This window comes from Nocardia thailandica NBRC 100428 (genome assembly GCF_000308795.1).
GTDB lineage: Bacteria > Actinomycetota > Actinomycetes > Mycobacteriales > Mycobacteriaceae > Nocardia > Nocardia thailandica.
On sequence record NZ_BAGK01000184.1, the window covers coordinates 1 to 22,636 of the forward strand.

Genomic DNA, 22,636 nt, shown 5'->3' on the forward strand with positions numbered 1-22,636 from the left:
GGTCGCGGAGGTCACGGGCGACGCGCGCGCGGCCGCGCACCATCGCGCCCCTTCGCGGGCTCCGCGCCGGAGCACGGCCGGGCGGCCCGCGCGCTCGACCGCGCGGCGGCGCAGCGGGAATCGCCCGCGTTCGCCGGGACGGGGATCGCGCCGGGGCGGACGGCGGCGGGCGCGACGCACCGGCCACCGGGCCCGCGAGCGGTGTCGTCACGGGTACGCGGTCCGACCAGGACCGGACGCCCGCCGCGGGGCTGCCCGCCGCGCGCCGCCCGGTGCTCACCCGCAGGATCGTCGAGACGCCCCTGCCGCCGCCGGCGAATCCCGCGCTGGCCGACTGGCATCCCGACCCCGAGGACCCGGGCGCCCTGCGCTGGTGGGACGGCAGCGAATGGACCGGCTCCCGGCACGTGCGCGCCGCCGACCAGCGCGCCCGCTGCCCGCGCTGCGATCAGCCGCTGCGGCGCAGGTTCTTCGGCGGCCACGCGAGCTGCCGCGGCTGCGCGGGCGAGGTCGAGGAGTTCCTCACCCACTGGCAGCGGCGCGCGCTGCGGGTGCTCGCCGGGGAGGGCACGCGGTCTGCCGCGTGGCTCGAGGTGTGGGCGTCCCTGCGCTACCAGCGCATCGCCGAGGAGCACGGCCGCGCGCTGCTGCGCGAGGCGGGAGCGACGCACGTGGAGCGGATGGTCGCCTTCGCCTTCGCCGACGGCGAGGTCGGCGAGGACGAGCTCGACGCGTTCGAGCACGCGGTGCGCGAACTGGCCCTGCACGGCCCGCACGTCGAGGACCTGCGCCGCCGGATGCAGCGCGGGCGCACCCTGTCCCGGCTCCGCGCCGGCGAACTGCCGTCGGTGCAGACGCCGGGGCTGCACCTCGATCCCGAGGAACGGGTCCACCTCGACCTGCCCGCCGAGCACATCCGCGTGCTGGCCCGCGGGCCACGGCACACCGAGGGCCGGTTGATCGGCAGCAGCAAGAAGCTGCGCTTCGTCGGCGACGGGGCGGGCGTCGAGCTGCCGTGGAACCGGGTCGTCTCGGTGCACGCCGAACCGGGCGTCGTCGTGGTCGCGGCGACCTCGGCGCGCGGCGGCGCGACCTTCGGGGTCACCGATCCGGACTATGTCGCCGCCGCGCTGGAAGGCGCGCTGCGCGTGGCCAAGCGCCTCGTGCTCACCCCCGGCCAGCTCGACACCCGCAGCATCCCCCAGGACGTGAAGGCCCAGGTCTGGCAGCGCGACGGCGGCCGCTGCGTGGAGTGCGGCGACGGGCACTACCTGGAGTTCGACCACATCATCCCGCTGAGCCGGGGCGGCGCGACGAGCGCGGCGAACCTGCAGATCCTGTGCCGCGCCTGCAACCGGGCCAAGGGCGCCCGGATCTGAGCGCCCTCGTCCGGAGACCCCGGGTCAGCCGAGAATGGCGTTCATGATGGTGCCGCCGCTGGTGGCCACCACGCCGCCGATCATCGCCCCCGCGACCATCTTCGGCGACTCCATGCCGCTGCCGCTCCACTTCTCCCAGGCGAACTTCGCGCCGGCGACGGTGATGCTGAGCACGCCGGACAGGATCGCGAACCAGGTCAGATAGCGGACCATCTGCATGATCTTGTCCGACAGCGGCGGCGCCTCGGGGGTGGGGTTGCCGACCTGCGCGAAGGTCGTCACAGTGTCGGCCATCGACGTCAGTATGATGCTCACAGCCTGCTCCCCTTGTTCTGCATGGCGCGAACCACGCACTGGCACTGTCGTATTCGAACCACACCAGGATAGGGCCCGTCCGCCCCCGCGCACCAACGAACCGTGTCTTGTGCCACCCGGGTGCCTGCGCGTCTCCGCCCGAGCGGATACCATCTGGCACAGTAGTTTTCCGATTGTTCCCGAGTACGCGAGTGAGCAGACATGATCTTGGCCGCCGTCACCGACACCCTGGCGCAAATCGGTAACCCGACCCCCGAGGCGCCCCCGCTGTCGGACAAGATCCTGCAGCTGGTCCGCTACTTCACCTGGTTCATCCTGCTCTCGGGCGTCACCGCGATCACCTACGCGGGCGGCAAGTTCGCCTGGGAGAAGTGGAGCGGCGGGAGCCTGGAGTCGCCGAAGATGGTCGCGGGGGCGATGATCGGCGGAGTCGTGGCCACCAGCGCGGGCACGATCATGAACGCGGTGCTCTAGCCCTACATCGACAACCGCGCGACGAAGGCGGCGAGGTTCTCGCGGACGCGGGCCGCCTTCTCCTCGGCGGTGAGGTCCTCGCGGTAGCGGTTGCCCGCGGCGGGCCGCTTCTTGTTGCGCGCGTAGAGGGAACAGGCCAGGTCCGTGCACATGTAGGTGCCCACGGTGTTGCCGCGGCGGCCCGCCTCGCCGGTCTTGGCCGCGGTCATGAGCGAGACGCCGCTGCCGGTGTGGGTGGTGGCGCACAGGGCGCACATCTGGGCCTTGCCCGGTCCGCCGGTCTCATAGCGCAGGGCCACGCCGACCAAGCCGTCGTCGCCCGGGAAGACCAGGTAGCAGCGCCCGGCGTAGGACGGGTCGCTCCAGCCGAGGAAGTCCAGGTCCTCCCAGGGCTGCGCCGCCAGGTCCTTGGGTACGCCGAGGCGCTTGGCGTCGCCTTTCGAGCAGTTCACGAAGGAGGCGCGGATGGCCTTCTCGTCCACGGGTTCCACGACATCGACCTTTCGTCCGGGTAACGAACCGGCCCGACGATACGGAGCCGACCCGCCCGCGACAACCGGTTTTCCGGCCGTGTCGTCAGTCCGCGGCCGAGGAGTACCCCAGGATCGTGCGCTGGGCCGTCGCCCACGCCGCGGAGTTCGGGTCGGCGAAGTCGCCGTGCCCGACGCCGGGCAGCACCCGCGCCTCGGCGGTGCCGCCCGCGCGTTTCACCGCGTCGACGTAGCGGCGGCTCTGCTCGGGGTCGACGACGCGGTCGCCCGCGCCGTGCAGCGCGGTCACCTCGACCTCGGCGGGCAGGTGCTCGATCGGGGACGCGTACCGGTAGCGGTGCGGCACCTCCTCGGGGGTCCCCCCGAGCAGCGTCGGCACGTAGCCGTCGCGGTTGCGCACGGCCTGGGTCAGGTCGAGCGGCGCGGCCATCAGGGTGGCGCTACGGATGCGGATTCCGGTGTGCCCGGGCACGGGCTGCCCGAGCGGCTGGCGGTGCCCGGCGACCCAGGCGGCGAGCTGGCCGCCCGCCGAGTGCCCGGCCACGTGCACCCGCTGCAGGTCGAGCACGCCGCCGACCTTCGGCTGCACCTCCGTCTCCAGCGCGGAGACGGCCGCGTCGACGTCGTCGAGCGTCGTCGGCCAGCCGCCCGCGCCGCCGACCCGCCGGTACTCGATGTTCCACACCGCGACGCCGTGCGCCGCCAGCGCGCGCGACTGCTGATCGAACTGGCCCAGCGTCCAGCGCTGTTGCCAGCCGCCGCCGTGGATCAGCACGACGACGGGCAGCCTGCCGTGGGAACGTTCCGGGAGGTAGAGGTCGCCGAAGGTGTCCGGGGACGCGCCGTAGGCGATCCGCACCGGGGTGTCGGGGATGGTGGCCGCGTCACCGGGATGCGCGGGCTCGGGCGTGGACAGCTCGGCGGAGCGGATGCCGAGGACGGCGAACACCGCGCAGACCGCGAGCAGGGTCACCGCGGCGAACACCGAACGCCGTCCGCCTACCACCGATGAAACCTTCCGAGCTGGGATTTCCTGCGCTCGGGACGGTACCGCACCCCGTCCGTCCGCGCGCGCCGGACGACCGGGCCGACGCTGTGATCTGTGCCGCTACCACCAGCCCAGGATCGGCTGCAGTGCCCGGCCCAGCGGGTCGGCCAGGGTCCGCGCGTAGCTGGCGGTCAGGTGGTGTTCGTCGTGATAGACCAGGACATTGCCCTCGACCACCGCGCACACGGTCGGCTCGCAGACGGCGTCGGTGAGGTCGATCGGGTGCACGCTGGGGAACCGCGCGGCGGGCGCGAGCATGGGGTCGACGGCGTCGAGGGCGTCGGTGCGGGTCATGCCGCAGCCGAGCCGGTCGCCGCCCTTGGCCAGGCAGTCGACCGCCTTGTAGCGGACGGAGTCGCGGCGCAGCCACGGGGTGTCGCGGATGACCACCGTGGACAGGCCGCGCTCGGACAGCGCGGCCCAGACGTCGAGGTACTCCTCCGGCGTCTCGTCGCCGATGTCCGCGCGCGGGCGGCTGCCGGTGGTGAAGACCCAGTCGGGGCGTTCGGCGCCGAGCCGGTCGATCACCTCCGCCGACCAGTCGCGGCAGTCCGGGTTGGCCTCGCCCCGGTACAGGGTGGTGGCCGAGAGGTCGAGCGGGCAGCCCATCTTCAGATAGACCTGGATGCGGAAGGCGTGCTCGGCGGCCAGCGCCTCGAGGGCGGGCAGCCAGTGTTCGGCGTGCGAACTGCCGACGACCGCGAGCGTGCGGGTGGCCTCGGTGTCGCCGTAGGTGCAGGTGACGACCTCGCGGGTGTACCAGTCGGCGATGCAGCCGTCGCCGGTCGGCGCGGCGGCGTCGACGGGCGCGTCCAGCAGGGTGGGCCGCATGGGGACGCGGGGCACGTTGGCGCCCGAGGTCAGCGCCGCCGCGCCCGGATAGAACCACGGGTCGAGGGCGCCGACGGTCTGCGGGGCGCGCACGTGCACGACCACGACCTGCCACGCCGCGGTCGTGGCGACCACCGCCATCAGCAGGACCGACACGACCACGCCCGTGCCGCGCGGCGCGGCCGGCGCGGCGTCCCGCGAACCGCCGCGCTCGCGCAGCGGCTCCTCGACCCAGCGGTGGGTGGCCCAGGCCAGCAGCACCGACACCGCGAGCACGCCGAGCCCGCCCGCGAGCCCGGCCACGGCGCGGTCGGCGACGGTCAGGTAGAAGATCAGCAGCGGCCAGTGCCACAGGTAGAGCGGATAGGCGATGTCGCCCAGCCACCGCGCGAAGGGATGCGCGAGCAGCCGGTTGGCGGTCGGCCAGTCCGCGGGCGCGGCGTTGTTCGCCGCCAGGATCACCGCGACCGCCGCGCCGACCGGCAGGAGCGCGACGGGACCGGGAAAGCGGTTGGCGCCGTCGAGGATCAGCCACCCGCACAGCACGACACCGGCCACGCCTGCGACCGAGAGCACCCCGCGCAGCCTGCGCGGCAGCGCCAGATACGGCGCGGCCAGCGCCAACCCGGCGCCGGCCAGCAGCTCCCAGCCGCGCGCGACGCTGTCGTAGTAGGTCCAGCCCTGGTGTTCGGCCGTGCCGCGGGTGGCGTAGAGGAACGACAGCACCCCGCCGACGACGACCACCGCGCCGAGCACCGCGCGCACCGCATCGGGCCGTCCCGCCCGGCGGCAGGCGAAGGCGATCGCGGCGACGGCCGCGAGCACGGCCAGATAGAACTGCCCCTGCACCGACATCGACCACAGGTGCTGCAACGGGCTGACCGACGGATCGGCGGCCAGGTAGTCCGACCAGGTCATGGCCAGTTGCCAGTTCTGGACGTAGAAGATCGAGGCCAGGGTCTGGGCCGCGATGGTCGACCACTGGGTGAACGGCAGGGTGACCACGGTGCCCGCGACGACGGCGGCCAGCACGACGGCCATGGCGGGCAGCAACCGCCGCGCGGTGCGCCGCAGGACCGGCAGGCCCCACGACCCGCTCCCGGAGGCGCGGCGCACCACCATGCCGGTGAAGAAGTAGCCCGACAGTACGAGGAAGACGTCGACGCCGCCGGACACCCGCCCGAACCACACGTGGAACACCGCGACCAGGGCTATCGCCAGTCCGCGCAAGCCGTCGAGATCCGACCGGTACGCCGTGGCGCCGGGCGGGGACTCGGTCGTCACCTCGGGACTGTGCTGCCGGGTCAGTTCGGGTTCCTCGCTTCCACCTCTATTGCCTGCCGTATGCCGGGTTTACCAGCACGATCGTGCGCAAACGCGGACGGCGCGCCGGAACCGGGCAGCACAACGGTGACTGCGCCCGGAAAACCGATCCCCGTGCGTCTTCCCCCCGGCGTCCCGACCATGTTGCCTGATGATTGCCGCCGATCGCGAATGCCGCTCTGGTTCATTCGCGGCGCATGAGGAGACCTGGCGCACAGTCCGCTAGCCTCGGCCTGTCCCACCGGCTCGACCGACAGGAGACCTCCCATGCCCCTGCAGCCGATCCCCGACCTGCCCGCGGCGACCATCGGTTTCCGTGCCTCCGGCGTGGTGACCGCCAAGGATTACACCGCCGTCCTCGACCCGGCCATCCGCGCGGCCGTGGAACACGACAACCCGGTGAATCTGGTCTATGTGCTGGGCCCGGACTTCGATCGCTACGCGCTCGACGCGATGTGGCAGGACCTCAAACTGATCCAGGTGCCGCGCAGCGCGTGGGGCCGGATCGCGCTCGTCACCGACCATCGGGCCCTGGGCGAGGTGGTGCACCTGTTCGGCTTCCTGATCCCGGCCGAGGTGCGGGTGTTCCCGGTGGCGAACGAGCGCGACGCCATCGCCTGGGCGGGTTAGCAAGATCACGTGGACCGGCCCCGGCGCTCCCCTCCGGAGGCGCCGGGGCCGGTGCCGGTCACGGGCGGGTCTGGGCCCGGATGGTGTCGTCGTAGGCGTCGCGGACGGTGTGGTCGATCGCGTTCAGCGCCCGGCGGTCGCCGATCAGCCTGCGGCCCAGCCGCATGACGCGTTCGGGCACCACGGCGTTCAGCAGGTCCCAGCCCGCCAGGTAGCCGGGCACGGTGACCTCGGCGCGGCGGTCGCGCACCGTGGCCACGATGGCGCGCGCCACGTCCTCGGGGTCGACCGTCGGCATGCCGTGTCCCAGCGGCACGCCCGAGGAGAGCCGGGTGCGGACCGCGCTGGGCAGCACCGCGCTCACGCTGACCCCGCTGTCGGCGAATTCCTCGCGCACCGCGGCGGACAGGCCGACGGCGGCGAACTTGCTGGCGTTGTAGACGGCCATGCCGGGCACGACGAGTTTGCCCGCCATCGACGCGACGTTGACGATGTGCCCGCGCCCGCGCTGCCGCATCGACGGCAGGACCTGGCGCATACCGTGGATCAGGCCCCACACGTTCACGTCGAGGGTCGCCCGGCTGATCGCGTCGTCCTCGTCGAGGAAGCCGCCGAGCGGCATGATGCCCGCGTTGTTGACCAGCACGTCGACGCGGCCGTGCGCGTCCAGGATCGCGGTGACGAAGGCGGCGAACGACTCCCGCGTGGTGACGTCGAGGGTGTGGCCGAAGGCCAGGGGTCCGAGTTCGTCCGCGGTCGCGGTGACCGCGTCGGTGTCCAGGTCGCCCAGGTGCACGATCGCGCCCGCCGCGAGGAACTGTTCGGCGGCGGCGCGGCCGATGCCGCGGGCGCCGCCGGTGATCGCGACGACGGCGCCGTCGAGGTCGATACCGGGGTAGGTCATGATGTCTCCGTTCGGAAGGGTGGGACGGCGGCTCCGCCGCGCGGGCCGGTGCCGGTCAGGGCCGGGTCGCGTTCCGCTCGCCGAGGCGTTGCCCGACGTGCTCGATCGCGACGTCGAGGGCGGCCGTGCGGCGGCGCGGGTCCATGAAGTTCGGCCCCATGGCGGCGAGTTCGGCGGCGCCGGGCCGGACCAGGATCACCCGGGTGCCCGCGGCCTCGAGCGCGGCGAGCTCGGCGTCGAGGACGCCGGTCATCGCCCGGCGCATCAGTCCCTCGACCAGGCCGCCCACGCCGGGCACCCGGGCACCGGAGGCCATGGGCGCCACGACGATCGCCTCGTCGAGCCCCAGCCCGGCCACCGCGTCGGCCGAGGCGGTGGATCGCACGCCGCCGTCGACGAAGGGCTCACCGTCGATGACCACCGGCGGATACCAGCCGGGGATCGCCCACGACGCGCGCACCGCGTCCCGCAGCGACGCGCGGGGCGCGCCCGGGGCGCCGAATCGCGCGCGCCGCCCGGTGACGAGGGAGGTGCCGACGACCCAGATGCCGGGCCGCGGCGCCCATTCGCCGCGCGGGACCAGGTCGTCGACGAGGTCGTCGAGGAAGCCGGGATCGGTGCGCCCGGCGGGCAGCAGCCCGGCCAGGGCGGGCAACACGTGCCGCTCCCGGACGCCGGACAGGCTCAGGCGGAGCGACGGCGCCCCGAACGGCAGGGCCGGGACGGGCGAGGGCGGCGCGGTGCAGAAACGGCGGACCGAGTCCCGCGCGTCGGCGCTGCCCCGCTGGGCGGCCACCAGTTCGCCGACCGGCACCCCCGCCCCGAGCATGGCCGCCGCCGTCGCCCCCGCCGACGTGCCGACGATGACCTCGGCCGTCCTCGGATCCCAGTCCAGTGCCCGCTCGATCGCGGCCAGCGCCCCGATCTGCCACGCTCCACCGACCGTGCCACCACAGCCGAGCAGCAATCCACGCCGCATCGCACAACCTCCTCGTTGCTTGAAATACCGACGGTATTTGGATGCCACCAGGATGTCAACGGGTAGGATCGGCCCATGGCCCGTCTCTCCCGCGCCGAAAGCCAGGCGCAGACCCGACAGCAGCTGATGGCCACCGCCAAACAGCTGTTCCTCGAACTGGGCTACCACGCGACCAGCCTCGAGAAGGTCGCCGACCGCGCGGGCTTCTCCAAGGGCGCGGTCTACAGCAACTTCCGCAACAAGGACGAGCTGTGCGTGGCGGTGCTCGAGGAGACCCGCGCCGAACGCGTCGCCGAGATCCTGGCGATCCTGACCGAGCCCGATCCCGACGCGCGCCTGGCCCGCTTCCAGTCCTGGGCGGAGGCCGTCATCGGCGATCCCGCCTGGACCTCCCTCGAGGTCGAGTTCGCCATGCACGCCCGCCGCAACGAGCCGCAGCGCACCGAACTCTCGGCCCGGCTCGACAGCATCCTCGGCATGCTCTCCGGCGCCGCGCAGGCCGACGATCTCGACGGCCCGCTGCCCCCGGACGAGTTGGCCGTCACCGTGCTCGCGCTCGGCGTCGGCCTCGGGATCTTCCGCGCGGTGAATCCGGCGATCCCGGTCACCGGACTGGTCGACGCGCTGCGGTATCTCGGCGGCGTGCCCGCCGCGCAGCCCTCGGCCTGAGCCTCAGGCGCGGACGAACAGGCGCATCGCCTCGTCGACCACCGCGGCCCGCGTGCTCCCGGCCGGGTCGGCCTCCGGCCGCAGCCAGATGGAGGCGTGGTTGAGCACGCCGTGCAGGCAGTGCAGGGCCACCGCAGGGTCGGGGCAGTCGAAGTCGCCCTCGGCGATCCCGCGGTCCACGACCTGACGGAAGTAGCGGTCGTGGCGGCGGCGCATGGTCTTGACGGCTTCCTCGTGCTCGCTGGGCCAGTGCGCCGGGAACGAGAACAGCTTGCCGACCTCGGGGTAACGCACCGTCAGCACGTGCAGCTGCTCGGTGATCAGCGCCCGCAGCTGCTCGGTCGCCGATCCCCCCGCCGCGGCGTCGAGCGCCGCGCCCAGGGTCGTCAGCACGTCGGCGGTCAGCTTCTCCAGCGCGGCGGCGACGAGGGCGTCCTTGCTCGGGAAGTAGTAGTAGAGCGTGGCTTTGGCGATGTCGGTGCGTTCGGCGACGTCCTCGAAACGCATGCCCTGATAGCCCTGGCTCGACAGGATCGCCAGCGCCGCGGTGATCATCTCCGCCTTGCGGCGATCCCGGCGCCGGGCCACCCGCCCCTCCGGCGCGGCGGTCCCGCCAGCTGTCGATGTCACCGGGCGATCATACCGGCGGCGTCCCCGCCTCCCCCGGGCTCGACGGCCCCGGCCACACCGGCACGCGATCCCGTGCTTTACTGACCATCGAGACAGTTTTTCGACCCCAGGGTCGAATTGCCGCCGTCATGGTCAGAAAGAGGCGATCACCGATGGAATCCAGCTATTTCCTGCGCCGCGGCCCGCACCGCTTCGCCCCCACCGCCGCCGTCGGCGGGGCCTGGGCCGACGACGAGCAGCACTTCAGCCCGGTGGCGGGCCTGGCCGTCCACGAGATCGAACGCCACCGCGCCCACGAGGGACGCCCCGCCATCCCCCTTGGCCGAGTCACCTTCGACATCCTCGGCCGGATCATGTTCACCGAGTTCCAGATCCACGTCGAGACGCTGCGCCCCGGCCGCACCATCGAACTGGTGCAGGCGACCGTGGTGATCGGCGGCCGGCCCGCCATCACCGCCCGCGCCTGGTACCTGGCGCCGCTGGACACCGCCGCCGTCGCGGGCGGCGCCCCCGATCCGCTGCCCGCGCCCGGCACCCTGCCCACGGGCACCCTCTCCGAACGCTGGCCCGGCGGCTACATCGCCTCCCTCGACTCGCGCGTCGCCACCGGCTACCGGCCCGGCCGGGCCGCCCTCTGGCTCCGCGCCGTCCCCGCCCTGATCGCGGACGAACCCGTCACCGACCTGGCCCGCTTCACCGCCCTCATCGACACCGCCAACGGCATCGCCGTCCGCCGCGACCCCCGCGAATGGCTGTTCCCCAACATCGATCTGACCGTGCACCTGCACCGCCAGCCGACCGGCCCCTGGGTCGGCCTCGACACCTCGGTCGTCTTCGGCGAAACCGGCCAGGGCCTGACCAGCACGGTCCTGCACGACCTCGACGGCCCCGTCGGCCGCGCCGAACAGATCCTGACCGTGCGCCCCCAGCTCGCGCGAATCCGCGGCTGAACACTGCGAGACGGCCGACCCCGGCACCGATCCCCCGAACGATCGCGCAGGTCGGAGAGGAGAAGTGGGGCGGGTGGGGCTCGAACCCACGACCAGCGGATTATGAGTCCGCGGCTCTAACCGACTGAGCTACCGCCCCCGGCCGCGCCGGACGGCACGGGCGTGTGGATGGTACCCGGTCGAGGGCTGCGTTGCCCACCTCCCGCGAGCCGGGATGTCACGGGGGGTCCGGGGTCGCAAAGGTATACGCCCCCTCGGCGACGCGCGTACGGGTTCCGTTGGCGACGAGCGTCACCGCGAACGGTGCAGCACCGGTGGACGTGCTCAGTTCGATGGTCACATCGTCGCGAGTCCGGCCGACGTCCACGGGCCCGGTGAGCTGGGACCACTGCGTGTCGTAGCGCCACCGCTGGACAGTGGTGCCGGTACCGAATCCGTCGTCGAGCGCGGTGTGCACAACGACGATCGACAAGGCGCCGGCCTCCCACCGTAGCGACCCGACATCGACGCAGCCGTCCGGCTGCGGGACAGTGGTCCGGAAGCCGGTCGCCGCCGGGTCAGCGATCGATACCACGGCCTGACCGCAGTTGTGGTCACGAACGTTCTCGGCCGCCACCGCAACCGCGTCGCCCCCCGGCTCGAAGCGGCCACTCACCAGTCTTCCGCTGACCTCGGGCAGTGGACCGTACTCGACCACCGAACCGTCGGTCGCGACGGTGAAGACCTCGTAGGCCGACACGTCGGATCGGCGTTCGGTGATGGCGCGGCCGATCAGTACGCGGTCCGTTCGCGACCCGAGTACGGAATGCCTCACCAGGGGCCCGACACCCGATGAAGCGCGAGCCACAACGGAATCGAGCACCCGCCACCGCTGGGCAGTCGGTGCGGATTCGGCGAGATCGAGGCGAACGAGGACATCCTGGGTCTCCGACACAGCCTTCGCGTCGACCCACGCAATCCGGCTTTCGTCCAGCGGCACAACGCGATCACAGCTACACCGAAAACGCCGCACGACCGGATCCGCACCGGTCCCGACCGTTACGACGGTCCGCCGATCTCCCACTCCTTCGGCCCGGATGACGTATCGGCCATCCCGCGTGAACTGCAACTGGTCGTTGACGGAGAGGAACTCGGCAGGCGTACGCGAAACCACCGTTTCACCGCGCTGAATCAGCATCTCGGTCCGTGTTCCCACCGCGAACAACCCACGGGTGTCGCCGCCGTCGCCTCCCGGCCCCGAGACTCCGGCAGAGCCGCCCGCACAGCCCCCGACTGATATCGCGAGCATCACGAGCACAGCCACGAAGGGCGATCCACCCACTTCTGGACCTCGCGACCACGAAAACGGAGATCGCATTCAGATCAGCGTGCCCTCGGCGACAGCCTTGAACGTGGCGATCGCAGTGCTCTCCAGCGCTGTCGCCAGCGCTATCACCGCTTCGGCCTCACGTTCGAGATCGACAATGCTCACCCCGCCCTGCGGATTGTCCGAGGTCTTCGATATCCGGCCGGTGTTGTCCATGATCAGCCCCGCACGTGCGACCTCGTCGTCGAGTCGCTGCAGCTTCGTCTTGATATCGGAAAGCGTCTCAGCGTCGGTGGTCCAGCGACGTTGGATCTCACCGTCCCGAGCGATCCCGGTACGCAACGTCGACTCGAGCGCATCGAATCTGGCCCACGCCGTGGTTGCGGCGTCCCCGGTCCACGTCGATACCCTCCTGCGGGCATGCGCTACTTGGTCGGAAGACTGATTCAGCGCGTCGACTCGCTGCCCCATCCGAGCAGCTTCCACCTTCATCGCCTCAGCGTTCCATTGCCGAATCTGAATGCGTCGGCCGACTCGCTCGATGTCTGCTACGACGACGTCAACAAAACGATCGGCCCGATCGACAGCGCCATGACACGGCCGGGCAATGCCTGGACGGCACGCGCTCTGACCGAGTACACCCATTTGTGGGACGTCCTGGACAAGCATCGAGAGTCGGTCAAAACCCAGCTCGGAGAACTCTCGGAACTTCTGCGGACGACCGCCGCCAGGTTCAAGGAAATCGACGATCAGAACGCGGAGAAGACCGACAATCTGCTGTCCGGGCTCGGCGCGGGCGGGTTGGACCTTCCCTGAAGCGGTCGCCAGCGGTCGTCAGCGGCCGTCGACAAGTGTCGGCTGTCCCGCCTGCACCGGGTCGGCGAGGCGGGACGGCCGGCGCTCACACCCGTTCGGTCGAATTGACGCGGGCCGGCTCCGGGCGGCGCTTCCCGGCATTTCCCCCCGGGTTGCTGGCGACCTTGACGACCCCTACCACCATCAGCAGCACGGCGATGACCACCGCGCACACGATCAGTCCATGCACGCGGATCAACCTAGCGTGAAACCTATTGTCTCGCAGGACAAGTTACATTGTCACATCGCGTGTCAAGAGGGTACGGCCGAGGGTCGCGCGGGACTCGATGGCGGCATGGGCCGCCGCCGCGTCGCCGAAGGAAAACGTCTGTCCGACAACGATTTCGATCTCACCTGCGGCGGCCGCGGTCAGCGCCCGGTCGGCGAGCGCGGACCAGTCGATCGCGGGGTCATGTGTGACGTCGAACAAGGTAAGGATGGTCACACCGGGGCGATTCACAGTCGCGACGTGAGCGAAATCTCCTGCCGCCGAGCCGTATCCGAGGAAGACGGCCCGGTCGGCCGCGACCTCGAGCGCGGTGGCTCCGAGTTCGCCGCCCGCGCCGTCGAAGACGACGTCCACGCCGCCGGTGAGGGCCCGCGCCCGATCGGACCAGCCCTCGACGGAGTAGTCGACGACGTGATCGGCGCCGAGCCGGGTGGCCAGCGCGAGCTTCTCGGGGCCGCGGGCGGCGGCGATCACGGTGGCGCCCGCCAGTTTCGACAGCTGGATCAGCAGGGTGCCCAGTCCGCCCGCCGCGGCGGTGATCAGCACGGTGTTGCCCGGCTTCAGCCCGGCCCGGTCGAAGACGGCGAGGGCGGTGCGCCCGTCGTGGGCGAGGGCGACGGCGTGGGCGGTCGACAGCGCCGGGGGGATCTCGGTGAGGCCGTCGGCGGCGGCCAGGGCCTGCTCGGCGTAGCCGCCGATCGGCTGCCCGCCGCCGATGCCGCTGGCGGCGGTGCGGGTGACGACCCGCTTGCCGATCCAGGAGGCGTCGACACCGGCGCCCGCGCTCGCCACGGTGCCGCCCACCGCGCCGCCGGGCACGTAGGGCAGGGTCAGCGGGAAGTAGTCACGCCCCCAGCCCGCGCGCAGCCGGGCGTCGAGGAACATGACGTCGGCGACGTCGACATCGATCACGACCTCGCCCGGTCCCGCCAGCGGGGCGGGGATCTCCACCTCCGTCAGTACCTCGGGTCCACCGAACTCGGTCACCTGCACTGCACGCATCTCATCGCTCCTCGGTTGTGCGCTCATCGGCACACCTCAGCCTGGTACCCGAAGGGCGGTTGAGGTAAAGGGGCGGTGACGCGGATCACCCGATCAGGAGCCGCCGCCACAGCTCGAGCTGGAGCCGCCGCCGCAGCTGGAGCTCGACCCACCGCCGCAGCTCGAACTCGAACCGCCGCCACAACTCGAACCGGACCCGCCACCGCAGCCGCTCGTCGAGCCGCTGTCGTGAGTGTGGTGATGATGGCCGGGGTGGTGATGACCGCCGCCGCCGTCGGTCCAGCCGGGGCCGGAGCTGTCGGTCCAGGCGCCGCTGCCGGAATCGATCGTGGCGCCGTAGGGGAACGCGGTGCCCGATTGCCAGGCCCGGTTCTGGTATTCGCGGATCTGCCGCGTCTGCCGGGTGACCAGGACGGCGATCGCCGCCACCAGGATGCCGACGAACGCGAACACGGAGACGACGATGAGCAGAACCACCATGCTGGCAGCGTAACCGCACCTCAGCCCGTGCGGCGGGTCGTCCACCTACAGTGGACGGATGCCACCGCTGCTGTCCCGCCTGCGCCGATCCTTCGACCCGGCGCGGACCGATCGCGCCGTCGAGGCCCTCGTGCTGCCCGCGGCGATCTTCAAGACCTGCCCCTGGCAGCCCCGCGAGCTGGTGGAAACCGGCCTGCGCCAATGGCTCCGGTGCTGCGGCGCCGCGGTGCGCGACGATCAGGTGATCGGCATGCCCTCGCACGCGGTCGACGAGGCGTGGCACGGCCTCATCCTGTGTACCCAGCTCTACGCGCGCTTCTGCGAGGACGCCTACGGCCGGTTCCTGCATCACTTCCCCGAGGGGGTCGGCACCGACGGGCCGGGGGCGGGCTCGATGCACGACCAGCTCGGGCGCACCGTGGTCGCGTGGTCACTGGTGGCCCGGCCGGGCGAGGAATGCGTGCTGTGGGACCTGGACCGGCGGGTGGGCGTCGAGAAGCCCTGGGGCGTGGACGCCCGGCACGTCGCCCTGGTCGAGGAGCGACTGCGCCGGGCGTGACCGCGCTCAGCCCAGCTTGATCCGGCGGGCCGCCAGGCGAACCAGGCCGGGCGCGATCCGGTTGGCCCGGTACTGCAACCACGATTCCGGGGTCACCGGCACGATGTCGCGCCGCTCGCGCACCGCGGCGACGATCTTGTCGGCCACCTTGTCCGGGGTGTAGGCGCGGCGGGCGTAGAGCTTGTCGTACTTCTGCTGCTGGGCCGCCTCGGCCTCGGGCGACAGTCCCGAGAACCGGGTGGTGGCCACGATGTTGGTGTGCACGATGCCGGGGCACACGGTGGAGACGCCGATGCCCTTCTCGGCCAGCTCGGCGCGCAGGCAGTCGGAGAACATGAACACCGCCGACTTGCTGGTGGCGTAGGCGTTCATGCCGCGCTGCGGGGTGTAGGCGGCCATGCTGGACAGGTTCACGATGTGCCCGCCCTGTCCGCGCTCGGCCATGGCGGGGGCGAAGGCACGGCAGCCGTTCACGACACCGCCGAGGTTGATGCGCAACACCCGGTCGAAGTCCTCGCTCGAGGTGTCGAGGAACGAACCGGCGTGTCCCACACCGGCGTTGTTGATCAGCACGTCGGGCACGCCGTGCGCGGCGATCACCTCGTCGGCGTGCTCGCGCACGGCGGTCTCGTCGGCGACGTCGAGCCGGTAGGCGTGCGCGGTGCCGTCGGCGGCGCGGATCAGCTCGGCGGTCTCCTTCGCGGCGAGCTCGTCGACGTCGGAGACCACGACCTCCGCGCCGAGGCGGGCGAAGGCCAGGGCGGTCTCGCGGCCGATGCCGCTGCCGCCGCCGGTGATCACGACCAGGTGGTCGTCGAATTCCCGCCGCGTGCGACCGACCTCGGCGCGGCGCAGCCCGCGGGCGAAGCCGGCGCCGGACAGCGCGTCGATCAGTTCGGTGGTGGCGCCCGCCAGGGTCTCCGGGTGGGAGAACGGCATCCAGTGCCCGGCGGGCACGTCGCGCCGCCAGAGCCGGTCGGTCCACTTGTGCGTGTCGTCGTAGCCCGCCGGGCGCACCGCGACGTCGCGGCCCGCGACGATGAGCTGTACGGGGACCTCGGTGCGGCGCTCGCGCGGGGCGAGCATCCGCGCGATGATGTTGGCGCGGTAGATCAGCAGCCCGTCGACCATGTCGGCGCGGAAGGTGGGGCCCAGCTTCACCTTCGCGGGCGAGGTGTCGTTCATCAGCGCCACCGCGCGCTGCCAGACCTTCTCGGTACCGATGGCGTTGAACGTGGCGCGCGGCAGGCCCGGCGTCATGAAGAAGAAGGTGTAGGCCGAGGACGCCAGCTGGGTCATCGGCTGCCAGATGTTGCGCGGCGTCGGCCGCGAGAGCCGGTCGCGCACCCAGGCGGCGAGGTGGTCGAGGTTGGGTCCCGACACCGAGGTGAACGAGGCGATCCGCCGCGCGGCCTGCGGCTCGCACACCGCCTCCCACACCTGCACCGAACCCCAGTCGTGGGCGAGCACGTGCACGGGTCGGTCGGGGCTGACCGCGTCGGCGACCGCGTAGAAGTCGCGGGCGAGTTCCTCGAGGCGGAAGTCGGCGGTGGTGCGGGTCCGGGTGGACGCGCCGTGGCCCCTCGTGTCGTAGGCGACGACGTGGAACCGGTTCGCCAGCAACGGGATCACCGCGTCCCAGAGGTGGTGGGTGTCGGGCCAGCCGTGCACGAGCACGACGGTCTCGGCCGAGGGGTCGCCGTATTCGAAGACGGCGAGGTCGAACCCCCCGTTGCGGACGGTGCGCTCGGTGGCGATGAGGTGCGGGTCGGTCATCGGCGGAACTCCTTGTGCCGGAAGCGGTGTCAGAGGTCGAGTACCAGGCGGCCGCCCTGGCAGCGGGAGACACAGGCCAGCATGGCACCGGCGGTGTGCTCGTCGTCGGTCAGGACCGTCTCGCGGTGGTCGGGCTCGCCGTCGACCACCCGGACCACGCAGGTGCGGCAGAAGCCCTGCCTGCAGGAATAGGGCTGATCGGGACGCGCCGACAGCAGCACGTCCAGCGCGGTGCGGTCGGCGGGCACGGTGAGCACCTCGCCGGTGGAGGCGAGTTCGATCTCGAACGGCGTGCCGTCCACGACGGGCGGCGGGGAGAAGCGCTCGTAGTGCAGTTCCACCCCGGGCAGCGCGCGCACCCCGTCGACCACGGCGGTGGTCATCGGCGTCGGTCCACAGCTGTAGACGGCGGTGCCCGCGCCGACGCCGGGCAGCAGGTCCGCGGCGGTGGGCAGTCCGTGCTCGTCGTCGGTGCGGACCAGCACGTGGTCGCCGAAGCCGTCCAGTTCGCCGAGGAAGGGGATGGTGTCGCGGCTGCGGCCGCTGTAGACCATGGTCCACGGCACGCCGAGGCGGTGCGCCAGCCGCGCCATCGGCAGGATCGGGGTGATGCCGATGCCGCCTGCCACGAAATGCAGCCGCCGGGCGGGTGATCCGTGTCCGGGCACCGCGAAGGGGAAGGCGTTGCGGGGGCCGCGCACGGTCAGCCGGGCGCCGACGGGCAACGCGTCGTGCACCTCGACCGAGCCACCGCCCCCGCCGGGGATGCGGCGCACCGCGATCCGGTAGGTGCGCTCGTGGGCGGGGTCGCCGCACAGCGAGTACTGGCGCAGCCTGCCCGAGGGCAGTTCCAGGTCGAGGTGCGCGCCGGGACGCCAGCGCGGGAGCGGGCCGCCGTCGGGCGCGGCGAAGGTCAGCGCGACCACGTCCTGGTCGTGGGCGACCACCTCGCGGCCGACGACCACCACCGGGAAGCGGCGATCGTCGACACGGGTGCGCAGGTCGCGCCGGTTGACCAGGGCACTCCACCGCAGGCGCGCGCCCGCCACCGCGTCGATGAACCGGGTGCCGGGGTCGTGCCGATGCTTGCCGTAGAGGTCGGCGGGCACCGCCTCGGGCGCCTGGTACAGCGTCACGACGCGGCCGCCCTGGCGGCCGGGGACTGGGCGAGGTAGGCGACGGCCTGCGCGGTGGAGCCGACGTTCTCGGGGCTGTAGCCGGGCTGGAAGGTCGACAGCGCGCTGCGCAGCAGCGACGGGATGCCGGGCAGCGCGCCGCGCCACATCGCGCCGAACACCGCGAGGATCAGGCGCGGGTAGCCCAGGTCGGCGAGTTCGGGGTCCTGGCGCACGAGGAACCTGGTGCCGCGCACGACGAGCCCGATGAAGATCGGGAACACCAGCATCATGCTCGAACAGCGGCGCACGTAGCCCGCGCCGAAGTAGATGGCCACGTCGTGGGCCACGTTGCGGTGCTCGACCTCCTCGGCGCCGTGCCAGCGGAACAGGTCGGCCATGCGCGGGTCGGCGCCGAACTTCTCGAGATCGGCGTTGAGCACCCAGTCGCCCAGCCAGGCGAAGAAGTGCTCGAGGCAGGCGATGAAGGCCAGGCGTTCGACGAGGACCTGTTCGGCGGCGCGGCCGGTCAGGTCGCGGCTGCCGAGGGTCTTGCGGAACAGGTACTCCATCTGGCGCACGTACGGGCCCGGGTCGATGCCGTGCGCGGCCAGCACGTCGTGCAGCACCTTCTCGTGCGTCTCGGCGTGCATGGATTCCTGGCCGATGAAGCCGAGCATGTCCTCGCGCAGCTTCTCGTCCTGCACATACGGCAGGGCCTCGCGATAGGTCGCGCAGAACATGCGCTCGCCCTCGGGCAGCAGCATGTTCAGGGAGCTGATGAGGTGGGAGGCGATCGGTTCGGCCGACATCCAGCGCAGGGGCACGTCGGCCCAGTCGAAGCGCACGTTGCGGGCGTGCAGGGCGACCGTGCCGGGATCGGTGTCGGTCCGTCGCGCGGCGCGACGAAGTAGCTTCATCGGTACTCCTGAGGGCGGTGCCGGATCGTGCGGTGGTGACGGCGGAACGCTTCGATGCGCGCCGCCCTCCGCAGGTTCTCCGAAATCCTACACATAAGTAGTACTCAAGGTAACACCATTTGGCGCGGCCACCCGGGCTTCGATATCACACGGTGACATTTATCCGATACTCGAAGTACCACGCAGTCGGCGCCGCGCCCCGCGCAGCAGCGCGCCCGGGTCGACGGGCGCGCCGCGGCCCCGGGTCAGCGGCAGGCACGCCAGCCCGATGAGCGCCGCGCTGCAGTGCCCGACGTCGGTGAAGGTCGGCGTGATCAGCACCGGGGGCACGTACACCGCGGCCACCCCGGCCAGGTACAGCCAGCGCCACGGCGGCGCCACATGGTAGGCCAGCACCGCGATCACGCCGGCCAGCGCGTAACTGACGCCCACATCGAGGGTGAACGCCGCCCGCTCGGGCGCGTAGTCGTGCCGGATCGCCCACAGCAGCACGCCCTGACTCAGATAGGTGGCCCCGACGTGGGCCGACAGGGCGACCGCCAGCCACCGCAGGGTGCCCAGCCAGCGCTCGGCCGTGGCGTGGAAGACGGTGAACAGGACCGCGTAGCCCAGCCAGCCGCCGCCGTCGGTCCACAGCGCGCTGGTGAGCAGGACGTGGATCGGATCGTCGGCGAGGTGGTGCAGGTTCGTCGAGCGCACCTGCAGCCAGTGCCGGACCTGCCGGTCGGAGCCGAGGTGCTGGGCGGTGGAGGTGACAGCCAGGATCGCCAGCCACACATAGGTGCCCGGGGCACCACGGACCCAGCGCCACGCCAGGGCACAGGCGTGGGCAGCGCGGGCGGTGACGCCGGCCGGAGCGTTCACCCGTCCAGTGTGCCAGGACGGCACACCCGGACCCGGGCACGCTCCGGCGCGGCGGGGATCACCAGGCGGGGTCGCGGTCCAGCGGGACGTTCACCCAGCTCGGCCGCGCCGGGTCGAGCTCGATGTGCTGCGGCTTCAGCCCGCTCTCGTTGAGCAACGGCCGCAACAGGATTCCGCTGGGGAAGTTGCTGGCGAACACATCGATGCGCAGGCGGTGGCCCGGCGCGAGCACGCCGTCGATCGCGCGGATGCCGAGGTCGACGGTGGTCGGCTCCCCCGGCACGACCGGCTGCCGGGTGGCCAGCGACAGGATGGGGTACGGATCGGTGTAGTCCCCGCCCGGCGAGCGCGTCGCCTTCGCCTCGTCGACCGCGCGCAGCGAGGCGGTCAGCTGGCCGGTCGACCACATGGTGGAACGGCCGTCGGGGGCGACGTCGTTGACGGTCACCGTCCAGTAGCCGTCGGTGGCGTCGAGCACGGTGTTCAGGTGCACCCCGATCGGGCCGGACAGCCGGGTCGCCTCCGCCACCGGCGCGGTGGTGAAGGTCAGGGCGGCGCCCTCGCTGATCCGCGCGTCCTTGGCGCACACGTCCGGCACCGGGATCAGTCCGGCCGAACCCTGCGCGGCGTCGCGCGAGCAGACGGTGAGCAGGCTCGGGTCGACCGTGAGCCGCTGGGCCGCACCGGGAGCCGAGACCAGGCTGCCGTCGTGGCGCGCGCCGGGAGCGGTGCCCGAGGAGGCGCCGTCGAGATAGAGCCTGCGGTACCGCATGCCCGGCTGCGGGAACTCGGTGCCCGAGACCCACTGCTCGCTGCCCTGCTGCCACAGGGTGACCTGGTCGTAGCCGTCGACGCCGTTGTCGACGTCCTTGAGCCACTTGTCGAACCACGCGCGCTGCAGCACGTCCAGCGCGGCGGGCGCCCCGGGGCGGCCGACGCCCGAGGACAGCGTGACGTGCAGGTTGTTGTCCATCACCAGCTTCTTCTGCGCCGCGGGCACATTCACGGCGTCGTAGATGCGGGGCGTGGAGTAGGCGAAGATGTCGTGCCAGCCGCCGTAGAGGAAGGTCGGCACGTCGACCTGCGCGGGGTCGCCGACCCAGGCGGTGCGGATGTCGCTCTGGTCGTCGAGGATGGCCGCCAGGTCCGGCGGGACCTGGTCCACGCTCGGGGTGGACAGCGCGGCGATGAGGACGTTGAAGAAGGTGAACGGATCGCGGATCCGGTCGCCGAGCCAGGTGGTGTCGAACCGGCCCGAGAACAGCGAGACCAGATCCGGCAGCAGCTTGGTGCCGTCGACGGCGAGCAGCCAGGCCGGGATGAAGCCGATGCCGAGCGCGCCGCCGGGCGCGGCGACGTCGCGGATCAGGTCGCTGCCCGGCACGACCGGGAAGATCGCCTTCAGGGCGGCGGGCTTGCGCTCGGCGGTCTGGAGCTGGTTGATGCCCGAGTACGACACCCCGCTCATGCCGATCCGGCCGTTCGACCACGGCTGCGCCGCGGCCCAGTCGACCACCTCGACGCCGTCGAGCTGCTCGCGTTCGCCGAACACCTGCCAGGTGCCCTGGGAGAAGCCGGTGCCGCGCACGTCGACGACGACCTGGGTGTAGCCGGCGCGGATCAGGTTGCGGTCGACGGCGAAGGTGCGCGCGCCACCGCCGGGCAGGACCTTCAGCATGTCCGACAGGCTGCTGAACCCGAACGCGGAGAAGTCCAGGTTCTGCAGGATCGGGTTGAGCACGTCGGTGAGCCCCGGCACCGACAGCGCCGAGTCGGCGACGTTGGTGACCAGCTTCGTGTAGGGCGTCAGGTTGACGATCGTCGGCGTGCGCTCGGCGATCGGCTGCCCGGAGGCGTCGGCCGGGTGATAGACGTTGGCTTTCAACACCGTTCCGTCACTCATGGTGACGGGTACGTCCCACTCGATGAAGACGTTCGGGTACTGCTGCGGGCCGGTGTGCGTGGCGGTGAACTGCGCGTCCAGCTCGGCGCGGGCGGGTGCCGCCTGTCCGGTCGGGGCCCAGGCCAGCGCCGCCGCGGCCGCCACCACCGTCGCGACCAGCACGGCCAGTCGCCCTCGATAGTTCTTCATGTCGTCGTTCGAGCCCTCCCACAAACAGGAACCGGTGCGTTCCCAGGTCGGCAAGCAAGGTAACCCAGGTCACCCGGCAACACAAGAATGTGACGGGTGTTTCGTTCCGGTGGCCAGGACGACCGCGTCGCCGCCGCGCGAACCCGCCTGGAAGAATCGATGCCGTGAACGTGCCCGCGACCGAGGTCGGACGGAAGTACCGGGGCGCCGCGCCCGGCCAGCGTCAGCAGGAGCGGCGCGCGCGCCTGATCGAGGCGGGCGTCGAGCTCTACGGCACCGAGGGTTACCGCAACACGACCGTGGTCACCGTGTGCGCGCGGGCGGGCGTCGGCAAGCGCTACTTCTACGAATCCTTCACCGACAGCGAGGATCTGCTGCTCGAGGTGTACCGCGAGGTCACCGGCCGGATCCTCGAGGCGATCCACCGGGGGATGGGCACCGAGGCCGACGGCCTCGACGTGCGGGTCCGCGGGGCCGTCACCGGCTACTTCCGCCTGATCGCCGACGACCCCCGGGTGCCGCGCATCGTGTTCTTCGAGATCCTCGGCGTCAGCCCGGTCATCGACGCGGCCTACCGGCAGGTCGTGGAGACCCTGGTCGACGTGTGCGTGGCGCTCGCGGCGCCCTACCTCGACGTGGCCGCGCACCCACCCGCGCGGCTGCGCGCCATCATGACCGGCCTCAACGGGGCGATGCTCATGATCGCCCAGCAGTGGGTCCAGAGCGGCTACCGCGAACCGCTCGACGACGTGGTCGACAGCGCGGTGCTGATGGTGCAGGCGGTCCTGGCGCGCGTCGGATCCTGACCGCGACCG

Annotated in this window: 25 protein-coding genes and 1 tRNA gene; 8 read left to right on the plus strand and 18 right to left on the minus strand. The window is 71.9% G+C overall.

What is annotated here, in order from left to right:
- Window positions 1–1,379, plus strand: a 1,379-nt coding sequence (locus tag ON36_RS19945) for an HNH endonuclease (RefSeq protein WP_245558137.1), incomplete at its 5' end; no start/stop codon positions are given.
- A 24-nt stretch (window positions 1,380–1,403) separates the two neighbouring features.
- Here the strand turns inward: ON36_RS19945 and ON36_RS19950 are convergent.
- Entirely contained in the window at window positions 1,404–1,673 is a 270-nt protein-coding gene (locus ON36_RS19950) for a hypothetical protein (RefSeq protein ID WP_373281813.1), read from the minus strand.
- Window positions 1,674–1,895: 222 nt separating this feature from the next.
- Between ON36_RS19950 and ON36_RS19955 the strand changes: the two genes are divergently transcribed.
- Complete coding sequence (locus ON36_RS19955) at window positions 1,896–2,168, plus strand: hypothetical protein (RefSeq protein WP_043655777.1); 273 nt, start codon at window positions 1,896–1,898, stop codon at window positions 2,166–2,168.
- Window positions 2,169–2,170: 2 nt separating this feature from the next.
- Here ON36_RS19955 and ON36_RS19960 read toward each other — a convergent pair whose 3' ends face one another.
- From ON36_RS19960 to ON36_RS19970, 3 genes are all read right to left on the minus strand, one after another.
- The gene (locus ON36_RS19960) at window positions 2,171–2,659 is read right to left on the minus strand and encodes an FBP domain-containing protein (protein ID WP_043655780.1); all 489 of its coding nucleotides are present in this window, start codon (window positions 2,657–2,659) and stop codon (window positions 2,171–2,173) included.
- Window positions 2,660–2,744: 85 nt separating this feature from the next.
- Window positions 2,745–3,665: an alpha/beta hydrolase family protein gene (locus ON36_RS19965; RefSeq protein ID WP_052314161.1), complete on the minus strand. Its 921-nt coding sequence runs from the start codon at window positions 3,663–3,665 to the stop codon at window positions 2,745–2,747.
- A gap of 102 nt (window positions 3,666–3,767) precedes the next feature.
- Entirely contained in the window at window positions 3,768–5,822 is a 2,055-nt protein-coding gene (locus ON36_RS19970; protein ID WP_043655783.1) for an acyltransferase family protein, read from the minus strand.
- Between the two features lie 306 nt (window positions 5,823–6,128).
- Here ON36_RS19970 and ON36_RS19975 point away from each other — a divergent pair, with 306 nt between their 5' ends.
- Window positions 6,129–6,491 carry a SpoIIAA family protein gene (locus tag ON36_RS19975; protein ID WP_043655785.1) on the plus strand — a complete coding sequence of 121 codons (363 nt, stop codon included), beginning with the start codon at window positions 6,129–6,131 and terminating at the stop codon, window positions 6,489–6,491.
- A gap of 58 nt (window positions 6,492–6,549) precedes the next feature.
- Here ON36_RS19975 and ON36_RS19980 read toward each other — a convergent pair whose 3' ends face one another.
- Both ON36_RS19980 and ON36_RS19985 read right to left on the minus strand, forming a co-directional pair.
- A complete protein-coding gene (locus ON36_RS19980) occupies window positions 6,550–7,395 on the minus strand; it encodes an SDR family oxidoreductase (protein ID WP_043655787.1) in 846 nt (281 codons plus the stop codon).
- A 55-nt stretch (window positions 7,396–7,450) separates the two neighbouring features.
- On the minus strand, window positions 7,451–8,374 hold the full coding sequence (locus tag ON36_RS19985; protein ID WP_052314162.1) for a patatin-like phospholipase family protein: 924 nt from the start codon (window positions 8,372–8,374) through the stop codon (window positions 7,451–7,453).
- A 75-nt stretch (window positions 8,375–8,449) separates the two neighbouring features.
- Between ON36_RS19985 and ON36_RS19990 the strand changes: the two genes are divergently transcribed.
- Complete coding sequence (locus ON36_RS19990) at window positions 8,450–9,043, plus strand: TetR/AcrR family transcriptional regulator (RefSeq protein WP_043655789.1); 594 nt, start codon at window positions 8,450–8,452, stop codon at window positions 9,041–9,043.
- Window positions 9,044–9,046: 3 nt separating this feature from the next.
- On the opposite strand, the gene ON36_RS19995 is transcribed toward ON36_RS19990, so the two are convergent.
- The gene (locus ON36_RS19995) at window positions 9,047–9,673 is read right to left on the minus strand and encodes a TetR/AcrR family transcriptional regulator (RefSeq protein WP_052314163.1); all 627 of its coding nucleotides are present in this window, start codon (window positions 9,671–9,673) and stop codon (window positions 9,047–9,049) included.
- A gap of 152 nt (window positions 9,674–9,825) precedes the next feature.
- Here ON36_RS19995 and ON36_RS20000 point away from each other — a divergent pair, with 152 nt between their 5' ends.
- Entirely contained in the window at window positions 9,826–10,623 is a 798-nt protein-coding gene (locus tag ON36_RS20000; RefSeq protein ID WP_218001220.1) for a thioesterase family protein, read from the plus strand.
- A gap of 65 nt (window positions 10,624–10,688) precedes the next feature.
- Here ON36_RS20000 and ON36_RS20005 read toward each other — a convergent pair.
- The 3 genes from ON36_RS20005 to ON36_RS20015 all read right to left on the minus strand — a co-directional run bounded on the left by ON36_RS20005 (window position 10,689) and on the right by ON36_RS20015 (window position 12,271).
- Window positions 10,689–10,762 (minus strand) — tRNA-Ile (locus ON36_RS20005).
- A 78-nt stretch (window positions 10,763–10,840) separates the two neighbouring features.
- A complete protein-coding gene (locus tag ON36_RS20010) occupies window positions 10,841–11,926 on the minus strand; it encodes a hypothetical protein (RefSeq protein WP_157224952.1) in 1,086 nt (361 codons plus the stop codon).
- Between the two features lie 54 nt (window positions 11,927–11,980).
- Window positions 11,981–12,271, minus strand: a complete 291-nt coding sequence (locus tag ON36_RS20015) for a hypothetical protein (RefSeq protein ID WP_157224953.1) — start codon at window positions 12,269–12,271, stop codon at window positions 11,981–11,983.
- A 78-nt stretch (window positions 12,272–12,349) separates the two neighbouring features.
- On the opposite strand from ON36_RS20015, the gene ON36_RS20020 reads away from it, so the two are divergent.
- On the plus strand, window positions 12,350–12,745 hold the full coding sequence (locus ON36_RS20020; RefSeq protein ID WP_157224954.1) for a WXG100 family type VII secretion target: 396 nt from the start codon (window positions 12,350–12,352) through the stop codon (window positions 12,743–12,745).
- 85 nt (window positions 12,746–12,830) lie between these two features.
- Here the strand turns inward: ON36_RS20020 and ON36_RS34935 are convergent, their stop codons facing one another.
- From ON36_RS34935 to ON36_RS20030, 3 genes are all read right to left on the minus strand, one after another.
- Complete coding sequence (locus ON36_RS34935; RefSeq protein ID WP_157224955.1) at window positions 12,831–12,974, minus strand: hypothetical protein; 144 nt, start codon at window positions 12,972–12,974, stop codon at window positions 12,831–12,833.
- Window positions 12,975–13,016: 42 nt separating this feature from the next.
- Complete coding sequence (locus ON36_RS20025) at window positions 13,017–14,015, minus strand: zinc-binding dehydrogenase (RefSeq protein WP_043655806.1); 999 nt, start codon at window positions 14,013–14,015, stop codon at window positions 13,017–13,019.
- Between the two features lie 93 nt (window positions 14,016–14,108).
- Window positions 14,109–14,495 carry a hypothetical protein gene (locus ON36_RS20030; protein WP_043655809.1) on the minus strand — a complete coding sequence of 129 codons (387 nt, stop codon included), beginning with the start codon at window positions 14,493–14,495 and terminating at the stop codon, window positions 14,109–14,111.
- Between the two features lie 58 nt (window positions 14,496–14,553).
- On the opposite strand from ON36_RS20030, the gene ON36_RS20035 reads away from it, so the two are divergent.
- On the plus strand, window positions 14,554–15,054 hold the full coding sequence (locus tag ON36_RS20035) for a UCP032817 domain-containing protein (RefSeq protein ID WP_052314164.1): 501 nt from the start codon (window positions 14,554–14,556) through the stop codon (window positions 15,052–15,054).
- A 6-nt stretch (window positions 15,055–15,060) separates the two neighbouring features.
- On the opposite strand, the gene ON36_RS20040 is transcribed toward ON36_RS20035, so the two are convergent.
- From ON36_RS20040 to ON36_RS20060, 5 genes are all read right to left on the minus strand, one after another.
- Window positions 15,061–16,830: an SDR family oxidoreductase gene (locus ON36_RS20040; RefSeq protein WP_043655811.1), complete on the minus strand. Its 1,770-nt coding sequence runs from the start codon at window positions 16,828–16,830 to the stop codon at window positions 15,061–15,063.
- Window positions 16,831–16,859: 29 nt separating this feature from the next.
- Window positions 16,860–17,966: a PDR/VanB family oxidoreductase gene (locus ON36_RS20045; RefSeq protein WP_043655814.1), complete on the minus strand. Its 1,107-nt coding sequence runs from the start codon at window positions 17,964–17,966 to the stop codon at window positions 16,860–16,862.
- Window positions 17,963–18,865 (minus strand): metal-dependent hydrolase, encoded by a 903-nt coding sequence (locus ON36_RS20050; RefSeq protein ID WP_043655816.1) that lies wholly within the window; start codon window positions 18,863–18,865, stop codon window positions 17,963–17,965. Before ON36_RS20050 ends, ON36_RS20045 begins: the two co-directional genes overlap by 4 nt.
- 159 nt (window positions 18,866–19,024) lie before the next feature.
- Window positions 19,025–19,729, minus strand: a complete 705-nt coding sequence (locus ON36_RS20055) for a rhomboid-like protein (protein ID WP_245558138.1) — start codon at window positions 19,727–19,729, stop codon at window positions 19,025–19,027.
- A gap of 58 nt (window positions 19,730–19,787) precedes the next feature.
- Complete coding sequence (locus ON36_RS20060; RefSeq protein ID WP_043655909.1) at window positions 19,788–21,821, minus strand: CocE/NonD family hydrolase; 2,034 nt, start codon at window positions 21,819–21,821, stop codon at window positions 19,788–19,790.
- A 164-nt stretch (window positions 21,822–21,985) separates the two neighbouring features.
- On the opposite strand from ON36_RS20060, the gene ON36_RS20065 reads away from it, so the two are divergent.
- Complete coding sequence (locus ON36_RS20065) at window positions 21,986–22,627, plus strand: TetR/AcrR family transcriptional regulator (RefSeq protein ID WP_043655821.1); 642 nt, start codon at window positions 21,986–21,988, stop codon at window positions 22,625–22,627.
- The last annotated feature ends 9 nt before the right edge of the window (window positions 22,628–22,636 follow it).

Bases quoted from the DNA above. Each gene is read 5' to 3' on its own strand.
- ON36_RS19950 (WP_373281813.1), bottom strand. From the start codon at position 1,673: ATGGCCGACACTGTGACGACCTTCGCGCAGGTCGGCAACCCCACCCCC.
- ON36_RS19955 (WP_043655777.1), top strand. From the start codon at position 1,896: ATGATCTTGGCCGCCGTCACCGACACCCTGGCGCAAATCGGTAACCCG.
- ON36_RS19975 (WP_043655785.1), top strand. From the start codon at position 6,129: ATGCCCCTGCAGCCGATCCCCGACCTGCCCGCGGCGACCATCGGTTTC.
- ON36_RS19980 (WP_043655787.1), bottom strand. From the start codon at position 7,395: ATGACCTACCCCGGTATCGACCTCGACGGCGCCGTCGTCGCGATCACC.
- ON36_RS19985 (WP_052314162.1), bottom strand. From the start codon at position 8,374: ATGCGGCGTGGATTGCTGCTCGGCTGTGGTGGCACGGTCGGTGGAGCG.
- ON36_RS19990 (WP_043655789.1), top strand. From the start codon at position 8,450: ATGGCCCGTCTCTCCCGCGCCGAAAGCCAGGCGCAGACCCGACAGCAG.
- ON36_RS20000 (WP_218001220.1), top strand. From the start codon at position 9,826: ATGGAATCCAGCTATTTCCTGCGCCGCGGCCCGCACCGCTTCGCCCCC.
- ON36_RS20020 (WP_157224954.1), top strand. From the start codon at position 12,350: ATGCGCTACTTGGTCGGAAGACTGATTCAGCGCGTCGACTCGCTGCCC.
- ON36_RS20025 (WP_043655806.1), bottom strand. From the start codon at position 14,015: ATGCGTGCAGTGCAGGTGACCGAGTTCGGTGGACCCGAGGTACTGACG.
- ON36_RS20030 (WP_043655809.1), bottom strand. From the start codon at position 14,495: ATGGTGGTTCTGCTCATCGTCGTCTCCGTGTTCGCGTTCGTCGGCATC.
- ON36_RS20035 (WP_052314164.1), top strand. From the start codon at position 14,554: ATGCCACCGCTGCTGTCCCGCCTGCGCCGATCCTTCGACCCGGCGCGG.
- ON36_RS20040 (WP_043655811.1), bottom strand. From the start codon at position 16,830: ATGACCGACCCGCACCTCATCGCCACCGAGCGCACCGTCCGCAACGGG.
- ON36_RS20050 (WP_043655816.1), bottom strand. From the start codon at position 18,865: ATGAAGCTACTTCGTCGCGCCGCGCGACGGACCGACACCGATCCCGGC.
- ON36_RS20060 (WP_043655909.1), bottom strand. From the start codon at position 21,821: ATGAAGAACTATCGAGGGCGACTGGCCGTGCTGGTCGCGACGGTGGTG.